This is a genomic window from Sphingomonas sp. GC_Shp_3 (genome assembly GCF_026540945.1).
Classification (GTDB): domain Bacteria; phylum Pseudomonadota; class Alphaproteobacteria; order Sphingomonadales; family Sphingomonadaceae; genus Sphingomonas.
On sequence record NZ_JALNUT010000001.1, the window covers coordinates 61,643 to 87,698 of the forward strand.

Here is a 26,056-nt window from a genome sequence, read left to right on the forward strand (position 1 = left end):
AGCGCCGCCAGCGCGGCCGGTCGTTCAGCCGCGAGTCCTGGTTAGACGAAACGGAACCTGCCTCATGAACGCGCCTGTCCACACGCCGCGCCTGCTGCCCGAACATACCAGCTTCCACGCCGTCGCGGTGAATTGGGTGCGCCACTGGAACGAGCATCTGTTCAGCTTCGCGATCGAACGGCCGGCGTCGCTGCGCTTCCGCTCGGGCGAGTTCGTGATGATCGGCCTTGATGACGGTGCCAAGCCGCTGATGCGCGCCTATTCGATCGCCAGCCCGGCCTATGCCGAGGAACTCGAGTTTCTGTCGATCAAGGTCCAGGACGGCCCGCTCACCTCGCGGTTGCAAGCGATCCAACCGGGCGACCAACTTTACCTGGCGCGCAAGCCCGTTGGTACGCTGGTGTGTGATGCGCTGCTGCCCGGCAGCCGGCTATTCCTGCTATCGACCGGAACCGGCCTTGCGCCGTTCCTCAGCCTGATCCGCGATCCCGACGTGTACGATCGCTTCTCGCAGATCATCGTCGTCCACAGCGTGCGCCGTGTCAGCGATCTCGCCTATCACGACGAACTCGCCGGCCGTCTCGCCGATGATCCGCTCGTCGCGGATCAGGCTGCCGAGCAGTTCCACTATATCCCGACCGTCACGCGCGAGCCGTTCCACACGTCGAAGCGCATCAACGGCCTGATCGAGGACGGCACGCTGTTCAAGGACCTCGTCGGCGCCAACAAGCTCGATCCGGAGACCGACCGGGTGATGCTGTGTGGCAGTAATGCGATGATCCACGAATTCGCCACGATGCTGGAGTCCGAAGGCTTCAGCGAAGGCTCGAACGCCAACCCGGGACATTTCGTAATCGAACGCGCCTTCGTCGGCTGACGCGCGGCTGCGTCGCGTCTCTGCGCAACGCCGGTCGTACCCTGTCCATATCATGAGATGGACGACCTCAACCGCGCCTAGCCGTGTCGGAGGCACTGCCGCTGACAAGGCGGTGGCGCGGCGTTGCGCTGTTAGCTGAGGTCGAGAAAGGTGCCGCGCGACGCCGTCGCGAAGTGTTGAGGCGCGATCGCCCTTTGAAGTGGTGCGGACGGCGGGACTCGAACCCGCACTCCGAAGAGGGAGATTTTAAGTCTCCTGCGTCTACCGATTTCGCCACGTCCGCATGTGCGATCCGCCAAACCGCAGGATGCGCCAGTCGTCAAGACGATGATGTCTCAGACGTTAAGTCGCAGGCGCATTTCTTTGCCCGGTTTGAAATACGGCACCCGCTTGGCGGTGACGTCGACCACTTCGCCCGTGCGCGGATTGCGACCCGTGCGAGCGTCGCGGGCGCGCGTTGAAAAGGCACCAAAGCCGCGCAGTTCGACTCGGCCCCCGGCAGCAAGCCGCTTGCAGATCTCGTCGAAAAACGTGGTGACGATCGCCTCGATGTCACGCAGCGCAAGATCGGGATTTTCATCGGCCAGCATCTGGACCAGTTCCGATCGAATCATTGCGCTATAAGCTCCCGAGAGGCGAATCGAAGCAGAATGCCGCGTCGATCATCCCCTTTCGGCGCGCATCTCTTGCATACACTTAGATCAATCCACCCGAATGTAAACGCAAAATGGGACCGAACGCGTCTTAGTTGAGCGTTCGGTCCCATTCCGGGATGTCGGTGGCCGACGCTGCCGGCCACTCTTAGATCAGCTTAGCGCTTCTCGTCGCGCGCCTTGAGCGCGAGGCCGAGGATGTCGCCCAGCGACGCGCCCGAGTCGGACGAACCATACTGCGCCACGGCCTGCTTCTCTTCGGAGATCTGCATCGCCTTGACCGAGAAGGTCGGCTTCTTCGAACGATCGAAGCCGGTCACCATCGCGTCGAACTTCTGCCCGACCTGGAACCGCTCCGGACGCTGCTCGTCGCGGTCGCGGCCGAGATCGGTGCGCTTGATGAAGCCGGTCGCGCCATCGTCGCCGACCTGAACCTCGAGGCCCGCATCGCGAACTTCGAGAACCGTCACGGTGACGACCGCGTTCTTGTTCAGGCCCGAACCCGAACCACCGCCCGCTGCCGGGGCACCCGACGGCGCGCCACGCTCAAGCTGCTTCATGCCAAGCGAGATACGCTCCTTCTCGGCATCGATGTCGAGCACGACCGCCTGAACGACCTCGCCCTTGCGATGCAGGTTGAGCGCGTCCTCGCCCGATACGCCCCAGGCGATGTCCGACATGTGGACCATGCCGTCGACGTCGTTGTCGAGGCCGATGAACAGGCCGAATTCGGTTGCGTTCTTGACTTCGCCCTCGACGGTCGAACCGATCGGATGCGCCTCCAGGAAAGCCTCCCACGGATTGGCCTGTGCCTGCTTGAGGCCGAGCGAGATGCGGCGCTTGTCGGGATCGACCTCGAGCACGACGACATCGACTTCCTGCGAGGTCGAGACGATCTTGCCGGGATGGACGTTCTTCTTGGTCCACGACATTTCGGACACGTGGACGAGGCCCTCGATGCCCGCTTCCAGCTCGACGAACGCACCATATTCGGTGATGTTCGTGACGCGGCCGGTGAGCTTCGCACCAACCGGATACTTGGCCGATGCACCATCCCACGGATCGCTCTCGAGCTGCTTCATGCCGAGCGAGATGCGTTGCGTGTCCTTGTTGATGCGGATGATCTGAACCTTGACGGTATCGCCAATGTTGAGAACTTCCGAAGGATGGCCGACGCGCTTGTAGCTGAGATCGGTGACGTGCAGCAGGCCATCGATACCGCCGAGGTCGACGAACGCACCGTAATCGGTGATGTTCTTGACGACGCCGTCGATGATCTGACCCTCGGCAAGGCTCAGGATCAAGCCCGAACGCTGCTCGGCGCGGGTTTCCTCGAGGATCGCGCGACGCGACACGACGATGTTGCCGCGCTTGCGGTCCATCTTCAGGATCTGGAAGGGCTGGGGGATATCCATCAGCGGCGTGACGTCACGAACCGGACGAATATCGACCTGCGAACCCGGCAGGAACGCCACGGCGCCGTTCAGGTCGACCGTGAAGCCGCCCTTGACGCGGCCGAAGATGACGCCCTCGACGCGTGCGGTCTTGGCGAATTCGGTTTCGAGCGTGTCCCATGCGGCTTCGCGGCGGGCGCGATCGCGCGACAGCATCGCTTCGCCGTGCACGTTCTCGACGCGATCGACATAGACTTCGACTTCGTCGCCAACCTTGAGATCGGCCTTCTGGCCCGGCGCCGCGAATTCGCGCAGCGGCACGCGGCCCTCGGACTTGAGGCCAACGTCGATCACGGCGAGATCGTTCTCGATGCCGGTGACGGTGCCCTTGACGACGCGACCTTCAAAGCTGTCGGCGCCGCCGAGCGTCTGTTCGAGGAGAGCCGCGAAATCGTCGCGGGAGGGGGATGCGAGAGTCGCCATAAAGGAGAGGGTTCCTAGTCTTCTGTTCCGGCCGGCCGGTTGTCTCCGGCGGTCTTCTAGCCGATCCGCCGCGAAGGCCTCATGCCGTCGCGGCATCCTGGCAAACCAATGAAGCGGAGGATGACCCTTTCAAAGCGAAAAGGGCGCAGGAGGACAAACCTCCGCGCCTTCCTCCGCGAGCACCTGCCCGCCGGACCCAATGCTCATAGCGGGTAGCGCGACCGATAGCAAGTTGGTGTCCTTTATCGTTACACCTCCGGTTAAGTACAGCGTTGACTGCCGGGGGGCAGAAGCGGAGCCTGTGCCGTCGGTAATAGCCGGCTGAGAAAACGGGCTGTGGAGAGGGTGCGTAATGATGCTGCGATGCAGGCGGGGAGCTGTGGTTGCGCTCGAGGTTCGCGTGAGCGGGGTGTTGCTGGAACGGGCGCGGCGCGACGCGGAGGTGGACCGGTTGATCGGCCCGGCGCTGGCGGCGATCTGAACGCGACCGGAAGCGGCGGCGAACAACGCCGCTTCCCCTACCGGAAGCACTCGACCGGCAGTCTACTGCGTGCGTTCCGCTTTCAGTCTGACTTGCCTATCGACGAGTTCGACCGCGCGTTTGACGGCAGCCTCGATCGAAAGAAAGCTGGTATCGAGCAGTGCGGCGTCGTTCGCCGCCACCAGCGGTGCGCTCGACCGCATCGAGTCCCGCTGGTCACGTGCGCGGATGTCCGCCAGCACCTTGTCCATGCTCACCTGACCACCACGCTCGCGCAGTTCGGCATGGCGGCGGCGCGCGCGGATCGTCGGGGTCGCCTTGACGAACAGCTTGGCGTCTGCATCTGGCGCGATTACCGTGCCGATGTCGCGCCCGTCCAGCACCGCGCCACCCGGCTGGTTGGCGAAGCGGCGCTGCCGGTGCAGCAACGCCGCGCGCACCAGCGGGTGCGCCGACACGATCGACGCACATTTGCCCATTTCGTCATCGCGCAGCACCGGATCGGCCAGCAGGCTCTCGTCGAAATCGCACGCCGCGACCGCATCGGCCTCGATGGCGGGATCGAGTTCGTGCCGCGTGACGTTTGCCGCGACCGCGCGGTACAACAGGCCGGTGTCTAGATAAGGCAGGCGATAATGCGTGGCGAGCGCGCGTGCGATCGTGCCTTTGCCGGAGGCGGCGGGTCCATCGACGGCGATAATCATGCGGCAGGCACCAAGGTTTCGCCGCGCAACAGATCGAGCGACTGGAAGAAGACGGGATAGCTCGTCGCGATCGGCGATGCGTCGTCAAGCGTGATCGAGGCGCGGGCGTTGAGCGCGGCAATCGCCATGCTCATCGCGATACGGTGGTCGAGGTGAGTCCGCACCGTCCCGCCACCAGCTATCGCGCCGCCGCCATTGCCCTGCACGCAGAGCCCGTCCTCATACTCCTCCGTCCGCACGCCGCACGCGCCGAGCGCGGCTGCCATCGCTGCGATCCGGTCGGACTCCTTTACCCGCAATTCGTGCGCGCCGCGCGCAACCGTGCGGCCCTCGGCAAACGCTGCGGCCACAAACAGAATCGGATATTCGTCGATCATGCTTGGCGCGAGTTCTGCCGGCACCTCGATCGCGCGTAAATGCGCATGGCGGACGCGCAGGTCCGCGACCGGTTCGCCGCCGACCTCGCGCGGGTTCAGTTCGGTGATATCGGCGCCCATCATGCGTAGCGCGGTGAAGATGCCCGCCCGTGTCGGATTGAGGCCGACGTTCTCGACCACTATGTCTGATCCCGGCACGATCGTCGCCGCGACGACGAGGAACGCGGCGGACGACGGATCACCCGGTACGACGATCCGTTGTGGGCGCAGCTCGGCCTCACCCGTGATCGCGATGATCTTGCCCGCGGCATCGTCCTCCACGGTTACGGTAGCGCCGAACCCGCGCAGCATCCGCTCGCTGTGATCGCGGGTCGCGATCGGCTCGATCACGCGCGTGATCCCGGGCGTGTTGAGGCCGGCGAGCAGCACGGCCGACTTCACCTGTGCCGACGCGACCGGCAACGTATAGTCGATCGGCACCGCCGGATTAATGCCGCGCAGGATCAACGGCAGGCGACCGCCGGGATATGCGGTAAACTCGGCACCCATCCGCGACAGCGGCTCGATCACCCGGCCCATCGGTCGTTTGGTGAGCGAGGCGTCGCCGGTGAACGCGGCGGTAATGGCATGGCTTGCGACCAGCCCCATCAGCAGCCGGGTCGAGGTGCCGGAATTGCCCATCTCCAGCGCGCCCTGCGGCTGGAGCAGCCCGCCCACGCCGACGCCGTTAATGCGCCAGATGCCGTCCGCGCCACGTTCTATCTGCGCGCCCATCGCACGCAGCGCGGCGGCGGTGGCGAGCACGTCCTCCCCCTCCAGCAGCCCTTCAACGCGGCTCTCGCCGACCGCCAGCGCAGAGAACATCAGCGCGCGGTGGCTGATCGACTTGTCGCCGGGTACGGCAACGTGGCCGGTCAGTGGGCCGGAGGCGAAGATCTCACGCGGCGAGGGAGTAGGGTGGGGCATGTGTTTCCGAGTATCTGCGGGTCCGGGCTTTTGACAGCGCCCTTGCGCTATGGCAAGGCGCGCGCCACTTTGACGACGACAACCCTCAGGGTATTATCAGATTGAAAGGTCCACTCGGCACATGATTAAGCCGGAATGGGGCACGAAGCGCTCGTGCCCGAAATGCGCAACGCGTTTCTATGATCTCGGCAAGGACGATCCCGTCACCTGCATCGAATGCGGGTCGACCTGGCAGCCTGAGCCCATCCTCAAATCGAAGCAGCCGCTGCCGTTCGACGCGCCGAAGCCCGACGCGAAGAAGGACGAGGATCTGAGCGGTGACGACGAGACGTTGGACATCGGCGAGGACGAGGAGCCGTCGCCCGATGACGAGGTCGATCTCGGCGGCGACGACGATCTCGGGGTCGAGGCACCGACCGAAGACGAAGAGCATTGATCTGAAAAAATGCTGGCAAGCGGCGATTTCGCCGCTTGCCAAGCCAGCGACGCCCGGCTAGGGCGTCGCCTCCCAAGGCCGGAAGGCCTAGACGAATGGGGCCGTAGCTCAGCTGGGAGAGCGTTCGCATGGCATGCGAAAGGTCAGGGGTTCGATCCCCCTCGGCTCCACCATTCCTCCACCGCGGTCGCAAGGTTTTCGCCCGCCGCACGCGACATAAACCGCTATCTCAAAAGCCCGATGGCGCTGTGCCCAATCAAAGGCGCGGCGGTAGTTGGCTGATCAATCGCGTCCTTATGGCGGTATTTGCCTTTCCCTGAAATGCCGTCGCTTGCGTTCGCCGCTTTGCAGACGATGCTTCCCCTCGCTTGCGTCACTCTGCGGCGGACCTTGCCGTGTCTCCCGCATCCGGCTACGCGGTTGGCGAGCCTGGCGGGTCAATCCGCCGGTCTCATGATCGCGCTGGTGCCTGTAACGGGCTTAAAACGGGAACGCGGTGAGGGAGGTCTGCTCCCGAAGCCGAGGCTGTCCCTGCAACTGTAAGCGGCGAGTGTGATGCACTTCGTCCCCTCCAATGCCGGATGGGGCAGCCACTGGGCCTAACACGATATCGTGCAGGCGCCTGGGAAGGCCGTGAAGCATGCGACGACCCGTGAGCCAGGAGACCTGCCAGCGTCCGGTCGCTCTCGCCCTGGTCCAGGGGATGGCCGTGGCACGGACCTGTCCGTTCGAGCGACGTCACCAGCGGCGGGGGCCGCATCGGTGTCGTGGGTCCGGCGCAGGGCGTCCGGCGGGTCCGCTGCGTCGACCGTCGTTGACGGTAGGCCCCCGCCCGACGTTGCTCGGCGCCCGGGGGATATGGTCGATGCGGCCAATCGATACGACACCTTACCGTCACCGGATCGGCGGCGTTTACGCGTTCCTGATCGCGGCCAACGTCGCGGCGTGGCTATGGGCGTTCGCGCTGTTCCATGCGCAACCGCTGATGCTGGGTACTGCACTGCTGGCGTGGGGGCTTGGGCTGCGCCATGCGGTCGATGCCGACCACATCGCCGCGATCGACAACGTCACGCGCAAGCTGATGCAGGACGGAAAGCGGCCCGCTACCGTTGGTTTCTGGTTCGCCATTGGCCACAGTACGATCATCCTGCTGGCATCCGTCGGCATCGCCTTCACCGCCTCCGCTCTCGCGCGGTTCGAGGCGCTGAAAGCGACCGGCGGCGTGGTGGCAACGATCGTGTCCGCCGGGTTCCTGTTCACGATCGCGGCGATGAACCTCGTCATCCTGCGGGCGGTCTGGCGCACGTTCCAGCATGTCCGCGCAGGCGGCATCTATGTCGACGAGGATCTCGACATCCTGCTCGGCGGGCGCGGGTTGCTCGCGCGGTTGTTCCGGCCGTTGTTCCGGCTCGTCTCGACAAGCTGGCACATGGCGCCGCTCGGATTCCTGTTCGGGCTCGGCTTCGACACCGCGACCGAGGTGGCGATCCTCGGCCTGTCGGCGGCGCAGGCGAGCCATGCATTCGCGATCGGGCCGGTGCTGGTGCTGCCGGTGCTGTTCGCAGCCGGGATGGCGCTGGTCGACACCACCGACGGCATCCTCATGCTCGGCGCATACGAATGGGCGTTCGTGAAGCCGATTCGAAAACTCTACTACAACATTACCATCACGGCGGTTTCCGCGCTGGTCGCGATCGTGATCGGGGGCATCGAAACGCTGTCGCTGCTGGGCGACAAGCTGGGCCTGCATGGCGGCATCTGGTCGGCGGCGGCCGATCTCGGTGCGCGGTTCAACCTGCTCGGCTTCGGCATTATCGGTCTGTTCCTGCTGTGCTGGGCGGCGAGCTGGGCGATTTTCCGCTGGCAGCGCTTCGACGAGATCGAGGTGCGGCAGGGGGTGTGATCGCGCATTCCCGTCAGCGCTCGATCACGCGGTCCGCGATCGGCTCGCGCGCCTGCCAGCCGCGTCGCTCGAGTTCGGGGACCGTCGCGGGTTCTGCCGGGTAGCCGATGCAGAGCAGGCCGATCAGCGTCCAGTCCCCCGGCACGTCCAGCATCGCCGTGACGACGGCCGGGTCAAGGATCGACACCCAGCCGAGGCCGATGCCGCGTGCGGCTGCGGCGAGCCACATCGTGTGTATCGCCATCACGGTCGAATAGCGCAGCGCCTCGGGCATGGTAGCGATGCCGAGGCGTTGTCCTGCACTGGGCGCTTCGTCCGAGAACACTGCCATGATCTCGGGCGCTTCCCGGAGGCCGTGCAGCTTCAGCCTGCGATACCGTTGCCGGATATCCTCGTCCGCCAGCGAAGCCGCCGCAGCCGCGCTACAGGTGTCGACGTGGCCCGCCAAGGCTTCCCGCAGATCGGGCGAGCGGACGCGCACGAAGCGCCAGGGCTGGGCATTTCCGACCGATGGCGCGAGCGCGGCGCTGTGCAGGAGGTGCTGCATGTCCGCTTCTGCGACCGGCTCGGCTCGGAAATGGCGCACGTCGCGGCGCCATTGCAGTACATCGGTCAGGCCTGTCTCGAACCGACGAGGTGCCTCGTTCTGCACGAGGCTCCGGCGCAGCAGATAGATGTCCATGATCCAGCCATGTTCGCGCCGCAGTGCCGCGCGCCGCAGCACAATCTCCTGACCGACCGCGCGCAAAGGGCCGGCGATGAGCGTCTGTTGCGCCATGCCGAGATAAGCGCCCCACCAGATCTCAATGCCCTCGGTATCCAGCGTCTCGAACGCGCCGCCGCCGTCGAGCATCACGGCAAGCGTGTCGACGCCCGCCGGCCAGCCGCCGTCGCGCAGCCGCCGTCCGGTCGTAATGAGGACCGGCGCGGCAAGGTCGTTGAGCGGGATGGCGTGCGCGGCGGTCAGCGCCTGGAGCGCGGTGATACCCGGCACGACGCGCACCCGCATGTCCATACCGCCCGCCCGCAGTCGTTCGGCGATGCGCAGCGTGCTGTCGTACAGCGAGGGGTCACCCCACACCAGCAACGCCAGCTTGCCGCCATCCGGCAGGTGCGTGCTGATCTGGGTTCGCCACGCGGCCGCGATGCCGTCATGCCATGCATCAACCGCGGCGTGGTAGGGCGCCGCATCGTCTCGTTCGGGCAGATCGAACGCGACGACACGCGTCGGACCGGTGAGCACCGCCGCGCAGATTGCCCGCCGCAGCGCCATCAGATCCGAGGCGCGCTCGCCCTTGCGCGGCAACAGGATGAGGTCGGCCGCGTTCATCGCCGTGCGCGCCGCGTCCGTCAGCTGTGCGGGGTCGCCGGTGCCGATGCCGATCAGGTGGAGATCGATGACGATGTCCGCGCCCCGAAGTTCGCCGTTGCCGCTCAACGTTGCTGCGCGATCATGTGGAAGAACGTGCCGGTGATGGCGCCCCGATACGACCCGCTCTCCGTCACCTCGGTTCCCTCCGCGTCGACGACGCTGGCGAGTTCCGCATCGGGCTGTTCGGCTATGGTCGAATAATGAAACTCATGACCGGTCAGGATCGCGCCGGTGGGGAGCGCACCGAGCGGCGCGTTCAGGGTGGCCCGTCGGTAGCCGAGGTGCATCCTGCGCTGCGCGAAGCTCGTGACCAGGCCGAGCAGACCCGTCATGCGATGCCGCACGCCATCCGCGTCGACCAGTCCTTCGCCGAGCACCATGTACCCGCCGCACTCGCCATGAACAGGCCGTGTGAGGGCATGGTCGTGCAGGCCGGCGTGGAAGTTCCGCGCCGCAGCCAGCCTGCCCGCGTGAAGTTCCGGATAGCCGCCGGGCAGCCAGACCAGATCGGCATGTGCGGCCGGCCGTTCGTCGGCAAGCGGCGAGAACGGCAGGATCTCTGCCCCGACACGTCTCCACTCATCGAGCATATGGGGATAGGTGAAGGAGAAGGCCGCGTCCTGCGCCAGCGCAATCCGCTGCGCGGGCGGTGTCCCCGTCGTGGCGGCGGCAGCAAGACTGTTGCCGGCGGCAGCGACCGCCCGAAGCGCCGCGATGTCGATATGCGCGCGCACGAACGCCGAATAGCCTTCGATCCGCTCATCCAGATCGGCATGTTCCGCCGCCTGCACTAGCCCCAGATGCCGCTCCGGCAGCTTGAGGTCGCCCCGACGCGGCAATGCGCCAAACACCCGGATACCCGCCGCCGCCATGCCGTTGCGCGCGAGCCGTTCGTGGCGCGGACTTGCGACACGGTTCAGGATAACGCCGGCCACATCGATGCTCTGATCGAAGCGCGCAAAGCCGAGCGCGGTTGCCGCCGCCGACTGCGCCTGGCCGGACACGTCGATCACCAGCACGACCGGCCAGCCCATGTGTCTGGCGAGGTCCGCGCTCGCGCCGTTGCCCGTTGCGCCGGCGCGCGCCACACCGTCGAACAGCCCCATCGACCCTTCCGCCAGTACCAGTTCCGCGTCGCGCGCATGGGCGGCGATCCCGTCGAGCATGGCGGCTGGCATCGCCCAACTGTCGAGGTTGAACGATGCACGACCGCTGGCGGCGCGGTGAAAGGCGGGGTCGATGTAATCGGGGCCGCTCTTGAAGGGCTGGACTACCACGCCATCATTGCGGAGCGCGCGCAGCAGACCGAGCATCACCGTCGTCTTGCCGGTGCCCGATGCCGGTGCGGCGATCAGCAGCCCCGGCGTCATGCCACGCCCCCGGCAAAGCGGGAGTCCGCACTCTGCGGGCGGAAGCGACGGTCGTAGCCTTCGGCATACAGGCTGCTTTCGACGAACCCGGTGTCGTCGAGCACCTTTCCCACGAAGATCAGCGCCGTACGCTCCGGTTTGCCTGCAACCGCCTGCGATAGGGTGGCGAGTGTCGCGCGGATGATCTGTTGATCGGGCCAGCTTGCCCGCCACACGACCGCGACGGGGCAATGTCCGCCATATACGGGCGTGAGTTCGGCAACGACATGGGGCAGATTGTGGATCGACAGATGGATGGCCAGCGTTGCCCCCGACCGGGCGAACGTGGCCAGCGTCTCGGACGGCGGCATCGCGCTCGCCCGGCCGGGCGTCCGGGTCAGCACCACCGACTGCGCCACGCCGGGCAGCGTCAGTTCGACCTCCAGCACGGCGGCCGCGGCGGCGAAGGCGGGTACGCCCGGCGTGATCGTGAAGGGAATATCCATCGCACGCAGCCGACGAAGCTGTTCGCCCATCGCGGACCAGATCGACATATCGCCCGAGTGCAGCCGTGCGATGTCATGGCCGCAATCGTGCGCGGCGCGAACTTCCGTCATAATTTCATCGAGGGTCAGCGGCGCGGTGTTGACGATATGTGCGCCCGGCGGACAGTAGTCGAGAAGCGCCTCCGGCACCAGGGAACCCGCATACAGGCATACCGCCGAACCGGCGATGCGATCACGGCCGCGCAGCGTCAGCAGGTCGGGCGCGCCGGGGCCGGCGCCGATGAAGTGGACGGTCATTGGTCAAATCCTTGCGCGATGGCACAGCTCGCCATGCGGTCTGGGGAGATATGGCGGCTGGCGAGCAGACGTGCCCCCGGACCGGCAGCGGCGAGCGCGGCGGCTTCGGCGACGCTGCCGGTGCCCCGGTAGCGCAGGCTTGCCGATGCGCGGGTTAGTGTCGGCACAGCCGTCAGCGCGCCGGCAGCGACCGAAATGACAGGCAGGCCGAGCGCGTCGCCCAGACGTTCGACAAGCATGATCTTGTCGGTGGGTGCTGCGAGTGCGGTTACGCGGGGATGACCCGTTTGCGCGATGTCCAGTGCCGCATGCAACGCGCCGAGATCGGCGGTCGCGCGGAAGCCGAAGCCGGCGACGATCATGCCGTTACCGTCCATTGCACGACCGGGTAGCTCGCCCGCCAGCCACGCCGTGAACCGAGCGCGGCGGCTTCGGACAGTTCGATCCGCAGCAGGCTACCGCCCCGCTGCGCATGCCAACGCGACAGCAAAGCCTCCGATTCCAGCGTCACCGCATTGGCGACCAGCCGCGTCTTCGGAGCCATCAGCGGCCAGAGGGCGACCAGTAGATCGTCAGACAGGCCGCCACCGACGAACACGGCTTGCGGCGGGGGGTGTCCAACCAGAACGGCCGGCGCACGTCCTTCGACGACGCGCAGCCGGTCGACGCCCAACGCTGCGGCGTTGGCGCGAACGCGGGCGGCGCGAACCGGATCGACCTCGAACGCGGTGGCTTGCGTAGAGGGGTGGGCGAGCAGCCACTCGATGCCGATCGACCCCGACCCGGCGCCGATATCCCACAGCGTCTCATGCGCGCGGGGGGCAAGCGCGGAGAGAGTTAGCGCGCGGACCGGGCGCTTGCTCAACTGCCCGTCGTGATCGAACCAAGCGTCGGCTAGGCCACTGGTGTGGGGCAGGGTTTCGCCGTCGCCCGCGCACACTACCCCGACCGCAACCGGGTGACCGATGTCCGTGAACGCAAGGTCCGCTGCGGTCGTCGTGCGGATGCGTTCGTGCGGGCCGCCGAGCGACTCCAGTATCGAAAGCGCCGATGCGCCGAAGCTGCGGCTGACGAGGTATTCGGCAAGCGTCGCCACCGCCGCCCCGTCACGCAGCAACACGATGGCGCGGCGGCCGGGCGCGAGGTGCGGGCGCAACCGGGTCAGCGGCGCAGCGTGCAGGCCGAGGCAGGCGGTATCCTCCAGCGGCCAGCCGAGCCGCGCGGCGGCGAGGCTGAAGGTGCCGGGCACCGGATGTGCTACCCACTCACCGGCGGCGAGGTGGCGCGCCAGCACGCTGCCCGCGCCGAACCAGAACGGATCGCCCGACGCGAGCATCACCACCCGGCGGCCACGCTGGCCGAGCAGCCACGGCAGCCCCGCCTCGAACGGGACTGGCCACGGCTGCACCAGAACCGTAGAGCCGGGCAGCAGCGCGAGATGGCGCGTCGCGCCGGTGACGATCTCTGCCACAGCCAGCGCGGCGCGGGCGGGGGCGGACAGGCCGTCCATGCCGTCCTCTCCGATGCCGATGATGGTCAGCCAGGGAGCGTCAGCCATGCCCAATCTCCTCCTGCTCGGCGGCACGACCGAGGCCAGTGCGCTCGCCGTGCGGTTGGCGGCGCGGGGCGATCTGGCGGTGCTGAGCTATGCCGGTCGGGTGGCGACGCCCAAGGCGCAGCCGCTGCCGGTACGCGTCGGCGGGTTCGGTGGAATGGACGGGCTCGCCAGCTATCTGCGCGACCACCGCGTCAGCCATGTCGTCGATGCGACGCACCCGTTCGCGGCGCGGATCAGCGCCAACGCGGTCGCCGCCTGTACGGCGGTCGGCGTGCCGCTCGTCGCGCTGACCCGGCCCGCGTGGCAGGCGGTGGCGGGCGATCGCTGGATGCACGTCGCGGATATCGACGCGGCGGTGGCGGCGCTCGCCGGGCCGGCGCGCCGGGTGATGCTCGCGCTCGGGCGGATGCATGTCGAAGCGTTCCTCGCGCAACCGCAGCACCACTATCTGCTGCGCTTCGTCGATACGCCCGACACACTGCCGCCGCTGCCCCAGCACGATCTGGTGGTGGATCGCGGGCCGTTCACCGCCGAGGGCGACCGGCGGCTGATGGTGGCGCACGGGGTCGATCTGGTGGTGTGCAAGAATGCCGGCGGCAGCGGGGCCGAGGCCAAGCTGATCGCCGCGCGCGCACTCGGCCTGCCGGTGCTGCTGATCGACCGCCCGGTGCTGCCGCTGCGGACCGAGTACAGCCGCGTCGATGAGGTGCTGGACTGGATAGATCATGTGGCGGACCGGGGCGTGTAGAGGATCGGTCCGCGCGGCCGTGCGATGACGCGGGTTAGGCTGGAGCCGACGATCACCATCGTGCGCATGTCGGCCATTTCCGCCCTTGCATCGGGCAGCGCGACGATGTGCAAGTGCTCCTCCGGCGTGGAAACGGCGCGCGCGAACAGCACCGGTCGATCGTCACGGCAAGTCTCGCGCAGCACCGCCAGCGCGCGGCCGAACCCGTCCGGTCGCGCCTTCGAGCGTGGATTATAGAAGGCGATCGCGAAATCCGCCTCCGCCGCGAGCCGCACGCGGCGCTCGATCAAATCCCAGGGCTTGAGATTGTCGGACAGGTTAATCGCGCAGAAATCATGGCCGAGCGGGGCGCCCGCGCGCGCACTCGCCGCCAGCATAGCGGTGATGCCGGGCAGCACCCGGATATCGAGATCGCGCCATGCCGGTGGCCCAGCCTCGACGGCTTCAAACACCGCCGCCGCCATCGCGAACACGCCGGGATCACCCGAAGACACCACCACCACGCGCGCGCCCGCCGCGGCGAGGGTCAGGGCGTGGCCGGCGCGATCAAGCTCGACGCGGTTGTCGGTGGCGTGCAGCCGCAACCCCTCGCGCGGGGCGATGCGGGCGACATAGGGGATGTAGCCGATCACGTCGGTCGCCTGCGCGAGTGCCTCGGTGACTTCTGGGGTAACCAGCGCCGCGTCGCCCGGGCCGAGGCCGGCGATGGCGAGCCAGCCCGTCATGGCCTGCGCCCCTGGCCATGGATCAGCAGGATCGAGAAATACGGCGCGACCGCAGCGGCATCGCACAGCCGTGTCACGCGCTGTTCGGGCATGGCGGCATATTCGACCAGCCACGCCGCCTCCGTGCGACCGGCGGCGGCGACCGCGCGGCGCAGCTTGTCGAGGTGGCGGCCGATCTTCATCACCACCAGCGCATCGGTATCGCGGATGCGGCGGGTGAGCTCGTCCTCCGGCATCGTTCCCATCAGCACGGTCAGCACGTCGTCGCCCCAGGTGATAGGCGCGCCGCTCGCCGTCCACGCGCCAGACATGCCGGTGATGCCGGGGACGATGCGCACCTCGGCCTGCGCTTGCAGGCGGGTGTAGAGGTGCATGAACGATCCGTAGAAGAACGGATCGCCCTCGCACAGCACTACCACGTCCTCGCCGGTTCCGGTGAGGCCGCGCAGATGATCGACACAGCGCGCGTAGAAGGCGGCAAGCTGTTGGTTGTAGCGCGGGTCGCTCACCGGGATTTCGGTGGTGACGGGATATTCCATGGCGTGTTCGCAAACATCGGCGCGCAGCATCCCCTCGACGATTTTCCGCGCCTGTCCGGCGCGACCGGCCTTGCGAAAATAGGCGATGTGGCGCGCCTGCCGCACCAGCCGGTCGGCGCGAACGCTCATCAGATCGGCGGCGCCGGGGCCGAGGCCGACACCGTGGATGGTTCCAGTCGTCATTCTTTAGTGCTTGCCAGCGCGTTGACGGCGGCGACGGTGATCGCGCTGCCCCCCATGCGGCCGTGCACGATCCCGCACGGCACCGGTTGCGCCGCCCACAGCGCGTCCTTGGATTCCACCGCGCCGACGAAGCCGACCGGGCAACCGATGATCGCGGCGGGGCGCGGACAGTCCGGATCCTCAAGCATGTTGAGCAAGTGGAACAGCGCGGTCGGGGCGTTGCCGATCGCCACCACCGCACCGGCGAGCTGCGGGCGCCACAATTCCAGCGCGGCGGCGGAGCGGGTGTTGGCCATTTCGCGGGAAAGCTCGGCCACGCGCGGGTCGCGCAGCGTGCAGATCACCGGGTTGGTGGCGGGCAGGCGCGCGCGGGTGATGCCCTCGCTCACCATATGCGCATCGCACAGGATCGGCGCGCCCGCCTGCAGCGCGTGGCGGGCGGCGGCGACGAAGCCGGCGGAGAAGCGGATGTGCGCGGCGAGATCGACGATGCCGGCGGCGTGGATCATGCGTACGGCGACGGCTTCCTCATCCTCGGCGAAGCGGGCAAGATCGGCCTCGGCGCGGATCATCGCGAAGGACTGGCGATAGATCGCCGCGCCGTCGGTCTGGTAGGTATACGGCATCAGACGGCTCCGGGTTCGGCGAGTATGTGGTCGGGGATGGTATCGGGGTGGAGCCCGGTGCGGATCGGCGGATCACTGGCGCGTCCGTGGCGGACCAGATCGAAGCGACCGTCGCGCCCGACCAGCACCACGTCGGCCGACAGCGCGCGCGCGCAGCCCTTGGCGCAGCCCGAGACGTGGAGCGTGCCGGCGACGTGTGGCGCGAGCCGCTGGGCGAGCGCGCGGGTGGCGACGCTGGCCTGCGGGCAGGCGGGTGCGCCGACACAGGCATCGGCGCGGATCGCTGCTTCATCGGCGGGGAACAGCGGGGGTGTGCCCGGAGCGATGCCCTCGAAGATCAGCGCGCGCCACGGCGTCACCCGCACCGTGCGCACCGCATGGGCGGTCAGGTAGCGTGCCAGCGTGTTGGCGTGGATGCGACCGAACGGCAGCGGCGAGGCCGGCGCGCGCAGATCGGCGGCGGCGGGGCGGGCGTTACCGCTCGCCCAATCCGGCAGTGGGACGGGGTGGCGGGTTATGCGCCCCGCCTCGCGTCCGCCGCTGGCGACGAACCAGTGCGCCAGCGCAATCAGTGTGGCGATCTCCGCGCCGGGTGCGAGCGGCACGCCGGTGGCACGGCCCTCGGCACGCAGCATCAGTGCGCCCGCTGCGCTGCGTTCGATGCGCAGGTCGCCGGGGTCGCCCAGCAGCACCGGTGCCGTGCCCGCATCGATCACGAATCCGAACTTGCTTGGTAGAACCGGCAGGTCGTTCAGACGTGCGCGCAACTCGGTGGCGAGGCGGTGGGTGTCGTCGCCGATGCACCAGTTGGGCGCGACGAGGAGATTGGCGTGGGCCTCGCGCGCCGGATCGGCGTCAGTCAGGCCGATCGCGACCAGCCGCTCGACCATCGTCGGCCAGCCTGCTTCGGTGACGCCGCGGATCTGGAGGTTGGCGCGGCTGGTCGCATCGATCTCGCCGTTGCCATGGGCGAGCGCGGCGGCGCACAGGCCGAGCGCCTGTTCGCGGGTGAGCCGGGCGAGGCGCGGGCGCACGCGCACCAGCAGGCCGTCGCCGGCCGCCATCGGTCGGTATGCGTCCGGGCACCAGCCCTTCACCACGAACCCGCTCACGATGCCGCTTCCAGCCGGGCGAGGATCGAGTTGCGCCGGGTCGGCCACAGCCCGCTCGCATGGAGTGCGGCGAAGCGCGCCTCCATCGCCGCCAGCGCCTGTGGATTGTCGCGGGCGAGGAAGGCGCGCACCTCGTCGCGGCCGAGCGTGGCGTCGTAATAGGCGTCGATCAGCTCCACGCCGACGACGCCGGCGAGATGCGCGAACGCGCCGAGGTGGTCGAGCGTGGCGGCGATCTGGGCGCCGCCGCGAAAACCGTGGCGCATCATGCCCTCGACCCAGCCGGGGTGCGCAGCGCGGGCGTGGACGACGCGGGCGATTTCCTCGCGGAGCGGCCGCGCGGTGGGGCGGGCGGGGTCGCGCGCGTCGAGGTGATACAGCGCCGCGCTGCCACCGGTGATCGCCTGCGCGGCGGCGAACCCGGCCTGATGCGCGGCGTAATCGACGGCGAGCAGCAGGTCGGTCTCGGGCAGGTCCTGGAGGTGGACGAAGGCGTCGGCGGCGGCGACGCGTGCGGCGATGCCGGCGGGATCGGCGCGACCCTCGCCACCGTCGAGCGCGTGGGCGGAAGCCGCCAGCCAGGCTTCGCCGGCGGCGAGGCGGGCAGCGTCGGTATAGGTCTCGCCCGCGTCGCCCATGCCGATGCCGTAGCCACCGGGGGCGGGGCCATAGACGCGCGCACCGGGGCTGGTGCCGACGAACGGGTTCCAGTCGGCGGCTTCGTCGCGGCGGGCGAGCGCGTCCACCGCCTGCCCAAACATCGCGCACAACGCCGGAAAGGCATCGCGGAACAGGCCGGACACGCGCAGCGTCACGTCGATACGCGGGCGGTCGAGCCGGGCAAGCGGCAGGATTTCCACGCCGGTGACACGGTCAGACGCCATGTCCCACACTGGCTCCGCGCCGAGCAGGTGGAGCGCCATTGCGAACTCCTCGCCGGCGGTACGCATCGTCGCCGACGCCCACAGATCGACGACGAGGCCGCGCGGATAATCGCCCTCGTCCTGCAAATGGCGGCGGATCAGTTCGTCCGCGAGCATCATGCCTTGCGCATGCGCGGACCGCGACGGCACCGCGCGCGGATCGGTGGTGTAGAGGTTGCGCCCGGTCGGCAGCACGTCGGTGCGACCACGGTAGGGCGAGCCGGACGGACCGGGGGCGACGCGCCGCCCGCCCACCGCCGCGAGCAGCCCGGCGCGTTCCGCCGCCCCGTGTGGCCCGCGCCCGAAGACGTGCAGGCCATCGCCGAACTGGCTGGCCTTCACGTCGCACACGAAGGTGTCGATCCGGGTGATCGCCGCCGCATCGTCGGGCGCGGTGGCGAGCGCGAGCGTGTCTTCGAGACCGGCGGCGCGCGCCTCGTCGCGGATGTCGGCCTGCAGGCGGGTGCGGCGCGCGGGGTCGAGCCCGTCGGCGTTGGAGAACTCGTCTAGCAGCGCTTCGAGACGGCCGAGGCCGGCGCCGGTGGTGGTGGTCGCCAGCGGCGGGGGTACGTGGCCGAGCGTGACCGCGCCTATGCGGCGCTTCGCCTGCGCCGCCTCGCCGGGATCATTGACGATGAACGGGTAGATCACCGGCAGCGCCCCGGTCAGCGCCTCCGGCCAGCAGGCGTCGGACAATGCGACCGATTTGCCCGGCAGCCATTCGAGCGTGCCGTGCGCGCCGATATGGATTAGCGCGTCCGCCTGCGTGCGGAGCCACAGGTAGAAGGCGACATAACCGTGGCGCGGGGTGCGCGACAGGTCGTGATATTGCGCGGTCCGGTCGGCGGGGTCGCCGCGCTCGGGCTGCAACGCGACGATCGCCGCGCCACGGCGGACGGCGGCGAAGTGGAACGCGTCGGCGTGTACGGCGGGATCGGCCTCCGGCTCGCCCCAGGTGGCGGTCAGATCGGCGCGCAGTGTTTCCGGCAGGGTCGCCAGCGCGGCGCGATAGGTCGACAGCGGCCACGCCATTTCGCGGGTGGTGAGGCCACCCGCGAGCGTGTCACCCGTTGTAACCGCATAGCCCGCGCCGGCGAGATCGGCGAGGATCGCTTCCGCCGAAGCGAGCGCATCGAGCCCGACCGCGTGCGCCATCTGATAGGCCTTGCCCGGGTATGTGGACAGCACCAGCGCGAGCCGCTGTGTCGCGCGCGGGCGGGTGGCGAGCGCGACCCACGCCGTCACCCGATCGACGATGGCGGCGATGCGGGCGGGATCGGCGCGATGCTCGCGGCGTGCGAACTGGAGATCGTCGTCGCGCGGGGCGGCCTCCTTGAAGCTGGCGACCCCAGCGAAAATGCGCCCGTCGACCTCCGGCAGCACGACATGCATGGCGAGATCGGCCGGGGACAGCCCGCGCGCCGCCGCTGCCCACGCGGCGCGATCCGAGGTAGCGAGCGCGAGCTGGAACACCGGCACGTCCGCCGCATCGAGCGGAGTGTCGTCGCCTTGCCCCCGCGCGGAAAAGGCGGTGGCGTTGAGGATCGCCACCGGCGCCAGTGCCGCCACCCAGCGCCGCAGCCAGCCGCCCGCGCCGGGTGCCTTCAGCGATGGCACGAACAGGGCGAGCACGTCGAACCCGCGCGCATCCAGCGCATCGTGCAGCGTTTCGATCGGGTGCAGATCGGCGGCGGTGAGGTAGGAGCGGTAGAAGACCACCAGCACCACCGGCCGCCGCGCGGTCAGCGCGAATGCGGCGGGGCAGGTGACGCCGGCTTGCCGCTGCCACCCGCCGACCTCGGCGATTGGCCCGGCCTCCGCCACCGGCGCGCTCTCGAACCCCGCAGCCATCGCGAGCAGCGCCAGTGCCGCCTGCGCCGCCACCGCGCCACCGGCATCGCACAGCTCGGCGAGCCGCCGCAGCACGTCGGTCGGCAGGGTGGAGGCGGCATCAAGCTGTGCGTCGATCCGCCCGTCCGCAGGCAGCACCGCCAGCGCGATGCCGCGCGTGCGCGCCAGCAGCGCAAGCTGTTGCAGGCCGTAGGGCCAGTAGGATTGCCCGCCGATCAGCCGGACGAGGATGCCGCGCGCGCCGCTCAGCGTCTGCGCGACGTAGGTATCCACCGACAGCGGGTGCGCGAGCGCGGCGAGATTGGCGAGGCGCAACCCCGGCAGCGGCGCGCCGGTCGCCCGAGCACGTCGCCACCCGCCCGCGAACGCGCCGAGATCGCTGTCGGAGAAGGACAGCATCACCAGATCGGCGGGGCTTTGCCCGAGATCCTGCGGCGATGCGGTCTCCTCCAGCCCGTGGCTCTCGCGGAAGACGACGTGCATCGTCGCTCAGCCCGCCAGCGCCGCCGTGATTGCCGGCGTGTCGATGTGGCCGCGCTCGGCGATCACCACCAGTTGCGTGGTGCGGCGCTCGTCGCCACGCCACGGCCGGTCGTATTGCGTGCGCACCCGCGCGCCGACCGCCTGCACCAGCAGCCGCATCGGCTTGCCCGCCACCGCCGCATAGCCCTTGACGCGCAGGATGGCGTGTTCGGTGGCGAGCCGCTCGATCCGCGCGGCGAGATCGGCGGGGGTCGAGACGTCACCCAGTTCGACGACGATGCTGTCGAAATCGTCATGCTCATGATCGTCTTCGCCATCGTGATGCGAGGGGCGGGCGGCGATATCGTCCTCCGCCGCCGCGCCAAGGCCGAGGATCACGCGCGGATCGACCACGCCGTCGATCAGCTCGACCACCGGCAGCGGGCGTACCGATTCGGCGGCGATCACTGCGCGCGCCGCCGCAACGCCTTCCGGCCCGGCGAGATCGACCTTGGTGAGCAGCACCATGTCGGCGCAGGCGAGCTGATCCTCGAACACTTCGGACAAAGGCGTCTCATGGTCGACGCTCGGATCGGCGGCGCGTTGCGCGTCGACGGCGGCGAGATCGGGCGCGAACCGCCCGGCGGCGACCGCCTCCGCATCCGCCAGCGCGATTACGCCGTCGACGGTGATGCGCGACCGGATCGCCGGCCAGTCGAACGCTTTGAGCAGAGGCTTGGGCAGCGCGAGGCCGGAGGTTTCGATGAGGATATGGTCGGGCCGGGGATCGAGCGCGAGCAGCGTCTCGACAGTGGGGATGAAGTCATCTGCGACGGTGCAGCAGATGCAGCCGTTGGCGAGTTCGATCACGTTCTCTGCCGGGCAATCCGGGATCGCGCAGCCTTTCAGGATATCGCCATCGACGCCGAGCGTACCGAATTCGTTGACGATCACCGCGAGGCGTTTGCCGCCTGCGTTGCGGATCAGGTGGCTGATGAGCGTCGTCTTGCCGGCGCCAAGGAAGCCGGTAACGATGGTGACGGGGATCTTCAAAAGATCGGTCATGGTATTCTCCGCACGCGCCTGAGCAGAGACGGACGGGGCGCCATGTGGCACGGCCAGGCAGCGGCAGGCGGGCGCGTCTCGGCGCCTGTCGCAACAGACCGATGCGACCCCAGCCGCACGGATTCGTCGCTCAGACGGAGAACCGTGCCGCGGCCATCCCCTGGACCAAGGCAAGAGCGACCAGACGCCGGCAGGTCTCCTGGCTCACGGGTCAAAGCTCGATTGCGCGCCTTCCCAGGCCGATCGGCCCAGTGGCTGCCCTGTGCGTGACGGGGCGTTGCGCATCTCGCTCACCGCTTACAGTTGCAGGGACAGCCGTGGCATTGGAGGCGAACCCCCGCACCACATTCCCATTCAAGCCCCTCGCGGGGCACCGACGCGATCAGTGAGGAGCGGTGAAACCGGCCCTCATCGCGCGGCTTAGACCGAAAAGCGGGTCATGCCAATTCGCTTCGTCTTGCCGCCTGCCAGCGGCGGTAGCCGATACCTGCCAGAATCGTCATCGCGAGGTACAGCCCGGCGGTCAGCCACAGCCCCTTGGCGACGAACATCGCGACGTAGAGCGTGTCGACCACGATCCACAGCAGCCAGTTGGCGGCGTGGCGGCGCGCCACCCAATATTGCGCGACGAGGCTGAAGCTGCTCAGCGTCGCATCCGCCCACGGCAGCGCGGCATTGGTATAGCGGCTGGTGAACCACCCGATCGCCACCGCGCCGACCGCGCCGGCGGCGAGCGCGGCGATGGCGTGGCGCGGGGCGAGCGGCGCCACCAGCACCGCGCCGCTATCATCGGTGCGGCGCGACCATGCCGACCAGCCGTAGACGATCGCGGCGCCGAACACCGCCTGCAACGCCATGTCGGCATAGAGCCGCACGTCTAGGAACAGCTTGAAATAGAGCGCGCAGGCCAGCAGGTTGACCGGCCAGCACAGCATCCGCCGCTTGGCGGTGAGCCACACGCCGAGGATACTGGCGATAACGGCGGCGATCTCCAGCGGCGACATCAGGATGCGCGCAGATTGTGGAGGAAGGCGCGCCCGGCCGGGCTGCCGAACCAGTCGGCATGGGCGATCAGATAGCCGTCCCACGCCAGCGCGGCATCGGCGGGCGCGGCGACGATGCCGGCGAAATAGTCGACTTCGGACAGCGCGAACTCGACGTGGACGAGCGGGAGCAGCGCGGCGATGGTCTCGCGGTCGTCGTTGCTCAACGGGCGGATCGTCGCATAGCCGGCGAGCAGGGCCTGCGCCGCGCCTGCATCCGCGAAGTCGGTCGCCTGCCAGTTCGGGTGCAGCCACTGGAAGGCGGTGCGCTCGATCGCGGTGGCGAGATCGTGCAGCGCGGAGGTGCGATCGGCGAGGCCGAAGTCGAACACGGTCGCGACCTTGCCGGTGTTGGTCCACAGCAGGTTGGAGGGGTGCCAGTCGTTATGCGTCCACAGTGGCGGCTGCGCGGCGAGGCGATCGGCCAGCCCGGTGCCGAAGGTGGCGAACAGCCGCGCCAGCTCTGCGCGCCATGGCCGGTCGGCGAGATAGGCGGCCAGCGCCGGTCGCGCGGCGACATACGTGTCGGCAGCGGCGAGCGGATCGGCTGCGGGGAGGATCGAGAGGCTCGCCACCAGCGGCTGCGCGCGGCGGGCAGGCGCGGGGTAGCCCTGCGCCGCATCGTGCAGCCGCGCCAGCGCAACGCCGGCGGCGTGGGCGTGGGTGTGCGACAGGAACGGCGTCCACGAATGACGATCCCGGTACAGGTCCGCGCCGGGGGACTGGCGGTGGAGTTCGTAGCTGCCGGCGTGGGTGGCGACCACGCTGGTGCGGTCTCCCGTGTGCATCACCTCGGGCACCGTTATGCCGGCAGTGCGGAGATGGGCGATGAACCCGTGTTCCTCCGCGAGTCCCTCGGCAGAGCGTACGCGGAGATCGTGCCGTTTGAGCAGGAAGGTGCCGCGCTGCGCCTCCACCAAAGTCGCGGCGGAGAATGGGCGCGGCGAGTGCCAGCGCAGAGCGTGCATCTCCCCGGCGTCGGGGAAGTGAGCGAGCACCGCCGCCGCCTCGTCCACCGTGATCGGTGCCCAGGTCGGCGCGACCGTCTGGGTGCCCATGCCGTGGACCTGATGGCTGGCGGTCGCCACGCCTTAGAACGCGCGCGACAGCGTTGCGCTTACCGCGCGCCCGCTGCCGATGTAATAAGCGGGGGCGGCGCCGGCGATGCCCGTGCCGCCACGCCCGACCGTATCATGCGCGTTGGGGGTGACCGCCTCCACGCCGGACAGGACGTGCGGGTCGGTGACGTTGATCGCGTTGAGGCGCAGGTCGGTGCGCTTGCCGTCGAGCAGGTCGGCGAGGTGCATGCCGATCGACAGGTCGAGCGTGGCATATTCCTTGATGCTCTCGTCGTTGACGAAGGTGGCATATTGGCGATCGACGTATTTCAGCGCGAAGCTGCCGAACAGCCGCCCGTCGTCATAGGTGCCGCCGAAGCCGATCTGGTAGGTCGGGCTGGAAACGGCATGCTTGCCCTTGGTCGGCAGCAGATCGTCGCCGATCGGGATATCGTCGTCGAGCCGGGCGTGGAGATACTCGCCCGACAAGTAGAAGCTCACGCCCCTGGCCGGGCGATAGTCGATCTCGGCATCCACGCCGTAGCTGGTCTGACTGCCGGCGTTGAGCGTCGAGTTGATCTGCGCGCCGCCGAGATCGACCACGGTGCCAAGCTGACGGTTGCGGAAATGGTAGTGGAAGCCCGTTACAGACCCGGACAGGCTCGGGCCGATGTAGCGGTAGCCGATTTCCTCCGACACCGAATATTCGTTCTTCAGCGCGGTGGTGCCTTTGCCCACGAGCTCACCGGAATCGTAGCTGTTGTAGAGCGTGTACTCGTCTGGCGCGCGGAAATTGGTGGTGATGTTGGCGAACAATTGCTGCCGGTCGTCGAGCTGGTAATGCACCGCCGCGCGGGGGAGGGCGGCGAAACTGTCGAACCGCACGCGGTCCTGCGGGCCGGGCAAATAGTTGCGGCCGTTGTGCAGTACGTCGACGCCCTTGAAGCCGATATCGACACGCAGGCGCGGAGTGAGCGCGATACTGTCCGCCACGAAGAAACTCTTTGTGACGGTGACGGTGCGTTCGTTCTCATAGGCGAGCAGGCGGCCATCGGCGGTGCGGATCGCTTTGTCCTGATAGCCCCACGGATCGACCGGGCGGCCATCGTCGCGGATCGCCGTATAGGTCTGCAGCACGCGGTCCGTGCCATAGTCGAACCACAGCCCGGCGGTGAGGGTGTGCGCACCCGCCTCCAGCGTCAGCTTGCCGACGCCGCCGCCACGGAATTGGTCCCCGGTGAAGTTGCCGAGCACGGTGGCGGTGCCATCCACCGCGCCGGGCAGCGCGATCGGTTGACTGAGTTCCTCGGTGCCGAGGAAATTACCGCTGGTGGATAGCTGCGTGCCGTAAGGCGAGTTGCCATAGCCGAACTGCAGGTAACCCGTGGTGTCGAGCGTCAGCCGGTCCGACAATTTCACATGCAGCGGCGCGGACACGTAGATGTTGCGGAACGGCGCGCGGTACAGCCGCCAGTAGTTGGTGTCGCCGTCGCTATAGCTTTTGTCGTAGTTGAAGCCGCGCCCTTCCGCCTGCCAGTCGGCGAGGGTGGGGCTGGGATAGGTCGAGGAGTTGGCGTCGTTGAACGACACCGACAGGCTGGCGCGGTTGCCGTCGCCCCATTCGTTGAGCAGCTTGGCGTCAACGTGCTGGCGCAGATCGTAGCCCGCGCCACGCCAGTTGTCCGCGCGCGTGTTCGAATAGGAGAGGAACGCCTTGAGGCCGGTGTTGCCGATCGTGCCAGTATCGAACCGCGCGAAGGCGCGCCGCATGTTGTATTCGCCGATCGACAGATCGACCAGCCCGCCACGCTCCGACTTGGGATTGTCGAGCGACAGCGACAACAGCCCGCCCGCGCCGCCGACGGTGGGGGAATCGATATCGACCGCGCCTTGCGCCAGCGTGATCTGGCGGAGGTTCTCGGCATCGGCGAACTGCGCGGGGTAGGCGTAATAATAGCCGATGTCGTTCTGCGGTGCGCCCTCCATCAGCACGCCGATCTCGTCCTGCCCCAACCCGCGCAGGGTCAGGCTGGAGGTGGTCGACAGGCCGTACGGGTCGCTTGACGAGACGTTGGCGCCGGGTAGCAGGTTGACGAGCTGGAACGCGTTGAGCGTCGGCGCCTGTTTGGTGATGAAGTCGGCGGAGATCGCGCTGCGCGCTTGTGGCGCGCTCTGGTCGGGCAGCAGCCCTTCGGGGTCGGGATTGCCGACGACGCGGATGTCGGCGGGCGGCGTATCGTCCGGGCCGGGCGCGGCGGCGGCGGGCGCGGCGAGCAGCAGCGCGGGCAGCACGACGGCGCTCAGACCCGCTGTTTGGATCTCTAGTCGGAAATTAGAACGTACCGGCATCGTCTCGCGTCCACTC

General features: G+C 68.4%; 22 protein-coding genes, 2 tRNA genes, 1 pseudogene and 2 riboswitches. Of the genes and pseudogenes, 5 read left to right on the forward strand and 20 right to left on the reverse strand.

Features of this window, described 5'->3' with window-relative positions; all coding sequences use genetic code 11:
• Window positions 1-64 precede the first annotated feature (64 nt).
• A complete protein-coding gene (locus OXR00_RS00315; RefSeq protein WP_267386045.1) occupies window positions 65-877 on the forward strand; it encodes a ferredoxin--NADP reductase in 813 nt (270 codons plus the stop codon).
• A gap of 200 nt (window positions 878-1,077) precedes the next feature.
• On the opposite strand, the gene OXR00_RS00320 is transcribed toward OXR00_RS00315, so the two are convergent.
• The 5 genes from OXR00_RS00320 to aroA all read right to left on the reverse strand — a co-directional run bounded on the left by OXR00_RS00320 (window position 1,078) and on the right by aroA (window position 5,935).
• Window positions 1,078-1,160, reverse strand: a tRNA-Leu gene (locus OXR00_RS00320).
• A gap of 52 nt (window positions 1,161-1,212) precedes the next feature.
• Complete coding sequence (locus tag OXR00_RS00325) at window positions 1,213-1,491, reverse strand: integration host factor subunit beta (protein ID WP_242145964.1); 279 nt, start codon at window positions 1,489-1,491, stop codon at window positions 1,213-1,215.
• Window positions 1,492-1,688: 197 nt separating this feature from the next.
• Window positions 1,689-3,407, reverse strand: a complete 1,719-nt coding sequence (rpsA, locus tag OXR00_RS00330) for a 30S ribosomal protein S1 (RefSeq protein ID WP_267386046.1) — start codon at window positions 3,405-3,407, stop codon at window positions 1,689-1,691.
• A 543-nt stretch (window positions 3,408-3,950) separates the two neighbouring features.
• The gene (cmk, locus tag OXR00_RS00335) at window positions 3,951-4,592 is read right to left on the reverse strand and encodes a (d)CMP kinase (protein WP_267386047.1); all 642 of its coding nucleotides are present in this window, start codon (window positions 4,590-4,592) and stop codon (window positions 3,951-3,953) included.
• Entirely contained in the window at window positions 4,589-5,935 is a 1,347-nt protein-coding gene (aroA, locus tag OXR00_RS00340) for a 3-phosphoshikimate 1-carboxyvinyltransferase (RefSeq protein WP_267386048.1), read from the reverse strand. Before aroA ends, cmk begins: the two co-directional genes overlap by 4 nt.
• 121 nt (window positions 5,936-6,056) lie before the next feature.
• Here aroA and OXR00_RS00345 point away from each other — a divergent pair, with 121 nt between their 5' ends.
• The 3 genes from OXR00_RS00345 to OXR00_RS00355 all read left to right on the forward strand — a co-directional run bounded on the left by OXR00_RS00345 (window position 6,057) and on the right by OXR00_RS00355 (window position 8,274).
• Window positions 6,057-6,371, forward strand: a complete 315-nt coding sequence (locus OXR00_RS00345) for a TIGR02300 family protein (protein ID WP_242145968.1) — start codon at window positions 6,057-6,059, stop codon at window positions 6,369-6,371.
• Between the two features lie 97 nt (window positions 6,372-6,468).
• Window positions 6,469-6,544: transfer RNA gene (locus tag OXR00_RS00350), tRNA-Ala, on the forward strand.
• Window positions 6,545-6,817: 273 nt separating this feature from the next.
• Window positions 6,818-7,060, forward strand: a riboswitch (cobalamin riboswitch).
• A gap of 176 nt (window positions 7,061-7,236) precedes the next feature.
• Window positions 7,237-8,274 (forward strand): HoxN/HupN/NixA family nickel/cobalt transporter, encoded by a 1,038-nt coding sequence (locus OXR00_RS00355; RefSeq protein ID WP_267386049.1) that lies wholly within the window; start codon window positions 7,237-7,239, stop codon window positions 8,272-8,274.
• 13 nt (window positions 8,275-8,287) lie between these two features.
• Here OXR00_RS00355 and bluB read toward each other — a convergent pair whose 3' ends face one another.
• The 6 genes and pseudogenes from bluB to cbiE form a co-directional block, all read right to left on the reverse strand.
• Window positions 8,288-8,890, reverse strand: a complete 603-nt coding sequence (gene bluB / locus OXR00_RS00360) for a 5,6-dimethylbenzimidazole synthase (RefSeq protein WP_267387103.1) — start codon at window positions 8,888-8,890, stop codon at window positions 8,288-8,290.
• Between the two features lie 39 nt (window positions 8,891-8,929).
• Window positions 8,930-9,679 (reverse strand): annotated as a pseudogene (gene cobF, locus OXR00_RS00365) (precorrin-6A synthase (deacetylating)); the annotation flags it as partial.
• Between the two features lie 29 nt (window positions 9,680-9,708).
• Window positions 9,709-11,016, reverse strand: a complete 1,308-nt coding sequence (locus OXR00_RS00370; protein WP_267386050.1) for a cobyrinate a,c-diamide synthase — start codon at window positions 11,014-11,016, stop codon at window positions 9,709-9,711.
• Window positions 11,013-11,798, reverse strand: a complete 786-nt coding sequence (gene cobM, locus OXR00_RS00375) for a precorrin-4 C(11)-methyltransferase (protein ID WP_267386051.1) — start codon at window positions 11,796-11,798, stop codon at window positions 11,013-11,015. The genes OXR00_RS00370 and cobM overlap by 4 nt, the downstream gene beginning before the upstream one ends.
• Complete coding sequence (locus tag OXR00_RS00380) at window positions 11,795-12,160, reverse strand: cobalamin biosynthesis protein (RefSeq protein ID WP_267386053.1); 366 nt, start codon at window positions 12,158-12,160, stop codon at window positions 11,795-11,797. Before OXR00_RS00380 ends, cobM begins: the two co-directional genes overlap by 4 nt.
• The gene (cbiE, locus tag OXR00_RS00385) at window positions 12,157-13,356 is read right to left on the reverse strand and encodes a precorrin-6y C5,15-methyltransferase (decarboxylating) subunit CbiE (protein WP_267386055.1); all 1,200 of its coding nucleotides are present in this window, start codon (window positions 13,354-13,356) and stop codon (window positions 12,157-12,159) included. The genes OXR00_RS00380 and cbiE overlap by 4 nt, the downstream gene beginning before the upstream one ends.
• Between cbiE and OXR00_RS00390 the strand changes: the two genes are divergently transcribed.
• On the forward strand, window positions 13,355-14,104 hold the full coding sequence (locus OXR00_RS00390) for a cobalt-precorrin-6A reductase (protein WP_267386056.1): 750 nt from the start codon (window positions 13,355-13,357) through the stop codon (window positions 14,102-14,104). The genes cbiE and OXR00_RS00390 overlap by 2 nt on opposite strands.
• Here OXR00_RS00390 and cobJ read toward each other — a convergent pair.
• The 9 genes from cobJ to OXR00_RS00435 form a co-directional block, all read right to left on the reverse strand.
• A complete protein-coding gene (gene cobJ, locus OXR00_RS00395) occupies window positions 14,080-14,829 on the reverse strand; it encodes a precorrin-3B C(17)-methyltransferase (protein WP_267386057.1) in 750 nt (249 codons plus the stop codon). The two genes, OXR00_RS00390 and cobJ, sit on opposite strands and share 25 nt — an antisense overlap.
• Window positions 14,826-15,551, reverse strand: coding sequence for a precorrin-2 C(20)-methyltransferase (gene cobI, locus OXR00_RS00400; protein ID WP_267386058.1), 726 nt, complete (start codon window positions 15,549-15,551; stop codon window positions 14,826-14,828). The genes cobJ and cobI overlap by 4 nt, the downstream gene beginning before the upstream one ends.
• Window positions 15,548-16,177, reverse strand: a complete 630-nt coding sequence (locus tag OXR00_RS00405; RefSeq protein WP_267386059.1) for a precorrin-8X methylmutase — start codon at window positions 16,175-16,177, stop codon at window positions 15,548-15,550. The genes cobI and OXR00_RS00405 overlap by 4 nt, the downstream gene beginning before the upstream one ends.
• Window positions 16,177-17,289 (reverse strand): cobalamin biosynthesis protein CobG, encoded by a 1,113-nt coding sequence (locus OXR00_RS00410; protein ID WP_267386060.1) that lies wholly within the window; start codon window positions 17,287-17,289, stop codon window positions 16,177-16,179. The genes OXR00_RS00405 and OXR00_RS00410 overlap by 1 nt, the downstream gene beginning before the upstream one ends.
• Window positions 17,286-20,546: a cobaltochelatase subunit CobN gene (gene cobN / locus OXR00_RS00415; protein ID WP_267386061.1), complete on the reverse strand. Its 3,261-nt coding sequence runs from the start codon at window positions 20,544-20,546 to the stop codon at window positions 17,286-17,288. Before cobN ends, OXR00_RS00410 begins: the two co-directional genes overlap by 4 nt.
• 6 nt (window positions 20,547-20,552) lie before the next feature.
• Window positions 20,553-21,590: a cobalamin biosynthesis protein CobW gene (cobW, locus tag OXR00_RS00420; RefSeq protein WP_267386062.1), complete on the reverse strand. Its 1,038-nt coding sequence runs from the start codon at window positions 21,588-21,590 to the stop codon at window positions 20,553-20,555.
• A 171-nt stretch (window positions 21,591-21,761) separates the two neighbouring features.
• A riboswitch (cobalamin riboswitch) is annotated at window positions 21,762-21,983 on the reverse strand.
• Window positions 21,984-22,027: 44 nt separating this feature from the next.
• Entirely contained in the window at window positions 22,028-22,594 is a 567-nt protein-coding gene (gene pnuC / locus OXR00_RS00425; protein ID WP_267386063.1) for a nicotinamide riboside transporter PnuC, read from the reverse strand.
• The gene (locus OXR00_RS00430; protein WP_267387104.1) at window positions 22,594-23,691 is read right to left on the reverse strand and encodes an aminoglycoside phosphotransferase family protein; all 1,098 of its coding nucleotides are present in this window, start codon (window positions 23,689-23,691) and stop codon (window positions 22,594-22,596) included. Before OXR00_RS00430 ends, pnuC begins: the two co-directional genes overlap by 1 nt.
• Window positions 23,692-23,724: 33 nt before the next feature.
• Window positions 23,725-26,040, reverse strand: a complete 2,316-nt coding sequence (locus tag OXR00_RS00435) for a TonB-dependent receptor (protein WP_267386064.1) — start codon at window positions 26,038-26,040, stop codon at window positions 23,725-23,727.
• Window positions 26,041-26,056: the final 16 nt, after the last annotated feature.

Bases quoted from the DNA above. Each gene is read 5' to 3' on its own strand.
- OXR00_RS00325 (WP_242145964.1), bottom strand. From the start codon at position 1,491: ATGATTCGATCGGAACTGGTCCAGATGCTGGCCGATGAAAATCCCGAT.
- OXR00_RS00380 (WP_267386053.1), bottom strand. From the start codon at position 12,160: ATGATCGTCGCCGGCTTCGGCTTCCGCGCGACCGCCGATCTCGGCGCG.
- OXR00_RS00315 (WP_267386045.1), top strand. From the start codon at position 65: ATGAACGCGCCTGTCCACACGCCGCGCCTGCTGCCCGAACATACCAGC.
- OXR00_RS00345 (WP_242145968.1), top strand. From the start codon at position 6,057: ATGATTAAGCCGGAATGGGGCACGAAGCGCTCGTGCCCGAAATGCGCA.
- OXR00_RS00355 (WP_267386049.1), top strand. From the start codon at position 7,237: ATGCGGCCAATCGATACGACACCTTACCGTCACCGGATCGGCGGCGTT.
- OXR00_RS00405 (WP_267386059.1), bottom strand. From the start codon at position 16,177: ATGCCGTATACCTACCAGACCGACGGCGCGGCGATCTATCGCCAGTCC.
- cobW (WP_267386062.1), bottom strand. From the start codon at position 21,590: ATGACCGATCTTTTGAAGATCCCCGTCACCATCGTTACCGGCTTCCTT.
- cobI (WP_267386058.1), bottom strand. From the start codon at position 15,551: ATGACGACTGGAACCATCCACGGTGTCGGCCTCGGCCCCGGCGCCGCC.
- OXR00_RS00430 (WP_267387104.1), bottom strand. From the start codon at position 23,691: ATGGGCACCCAGACGGTCGCGCCGACCTGGGCACCGATCACGGTGGAC.
- OXR00_RS00435 (WP_267386064.1), bottom strand. From the start codon at position 26,040: ATGCCGGTACGTTCTAATTTCCGACTAGAGATCCAAACAGCGGGTCTG.
- rpsA (WP_267386046.1), bottom strand. From the start codon at position 3,407: ATGGCGACTCTCGCATCCCCCTCCCGCGACGATTTCGCGGCTCTCCTC.
- pnuC (WP_267386063.1), bottom strand. From the start codon at position 22,594: ATGTCGCCGCTGGAGATCGCCGCCGTTATCGCCAGTATCCTCGGCGTG.
- cmk (WP_267386047.1), bottom strand. From the start codon at position 4,592: ATGATTATCGCCGTCGATGGACCCGCCGCCTCCGGCAAAGGCACGATC.
- OXR00_RS00390 (WP_267386056.1), top strand. From the start codon at position 13,355: ATGCCCAATCTCCTCCTGCTCGGCGGCACGACCGAGGCCAGTGCGCTC.
- OXR00_RS00370 (WP_267386050.1), bottom strand. From the start codon at position 11,016: ATGACGCCGGGGCTGCTGATCGCCGCACCGGCATCGGGCACCGGCAAG.
- aroA (WP_267386048.1), bottom strand. From the start codon at position 5,935: ATGCCCCACCCTACTCCCTCGCCGCGTGAGATCTTCGCCTCCGGCCCA.
- cbiE (WP_267386055.1), bottom strand. From the start codon at position 13,356: ATGGCTGACGCTCCCTGGCTGACCATCATCGGCATCGGAGAGGACGGC.
- cobJ (WP_267386057.1), bottom strand. From the start codon at position 14,829: ATGACGGGCTGGCTCGCCATCGCCGGCCTCGGCCCGGGCGACGCGGCG.
- cobM (WP_267386051.1), bottom strand. From the start codon at position 11,798: ATGACCGTCCACTTCATCGGCGCCGGCCCCGGCGCGCCCGACCTGCTG.
- cobN (WP_267386061.1), bottom strand. From the start codon at position 20,546: ATGCACGTCGTCTTCCGCGAGAGCCACGGGCTGGAGGAGACCGCATCG.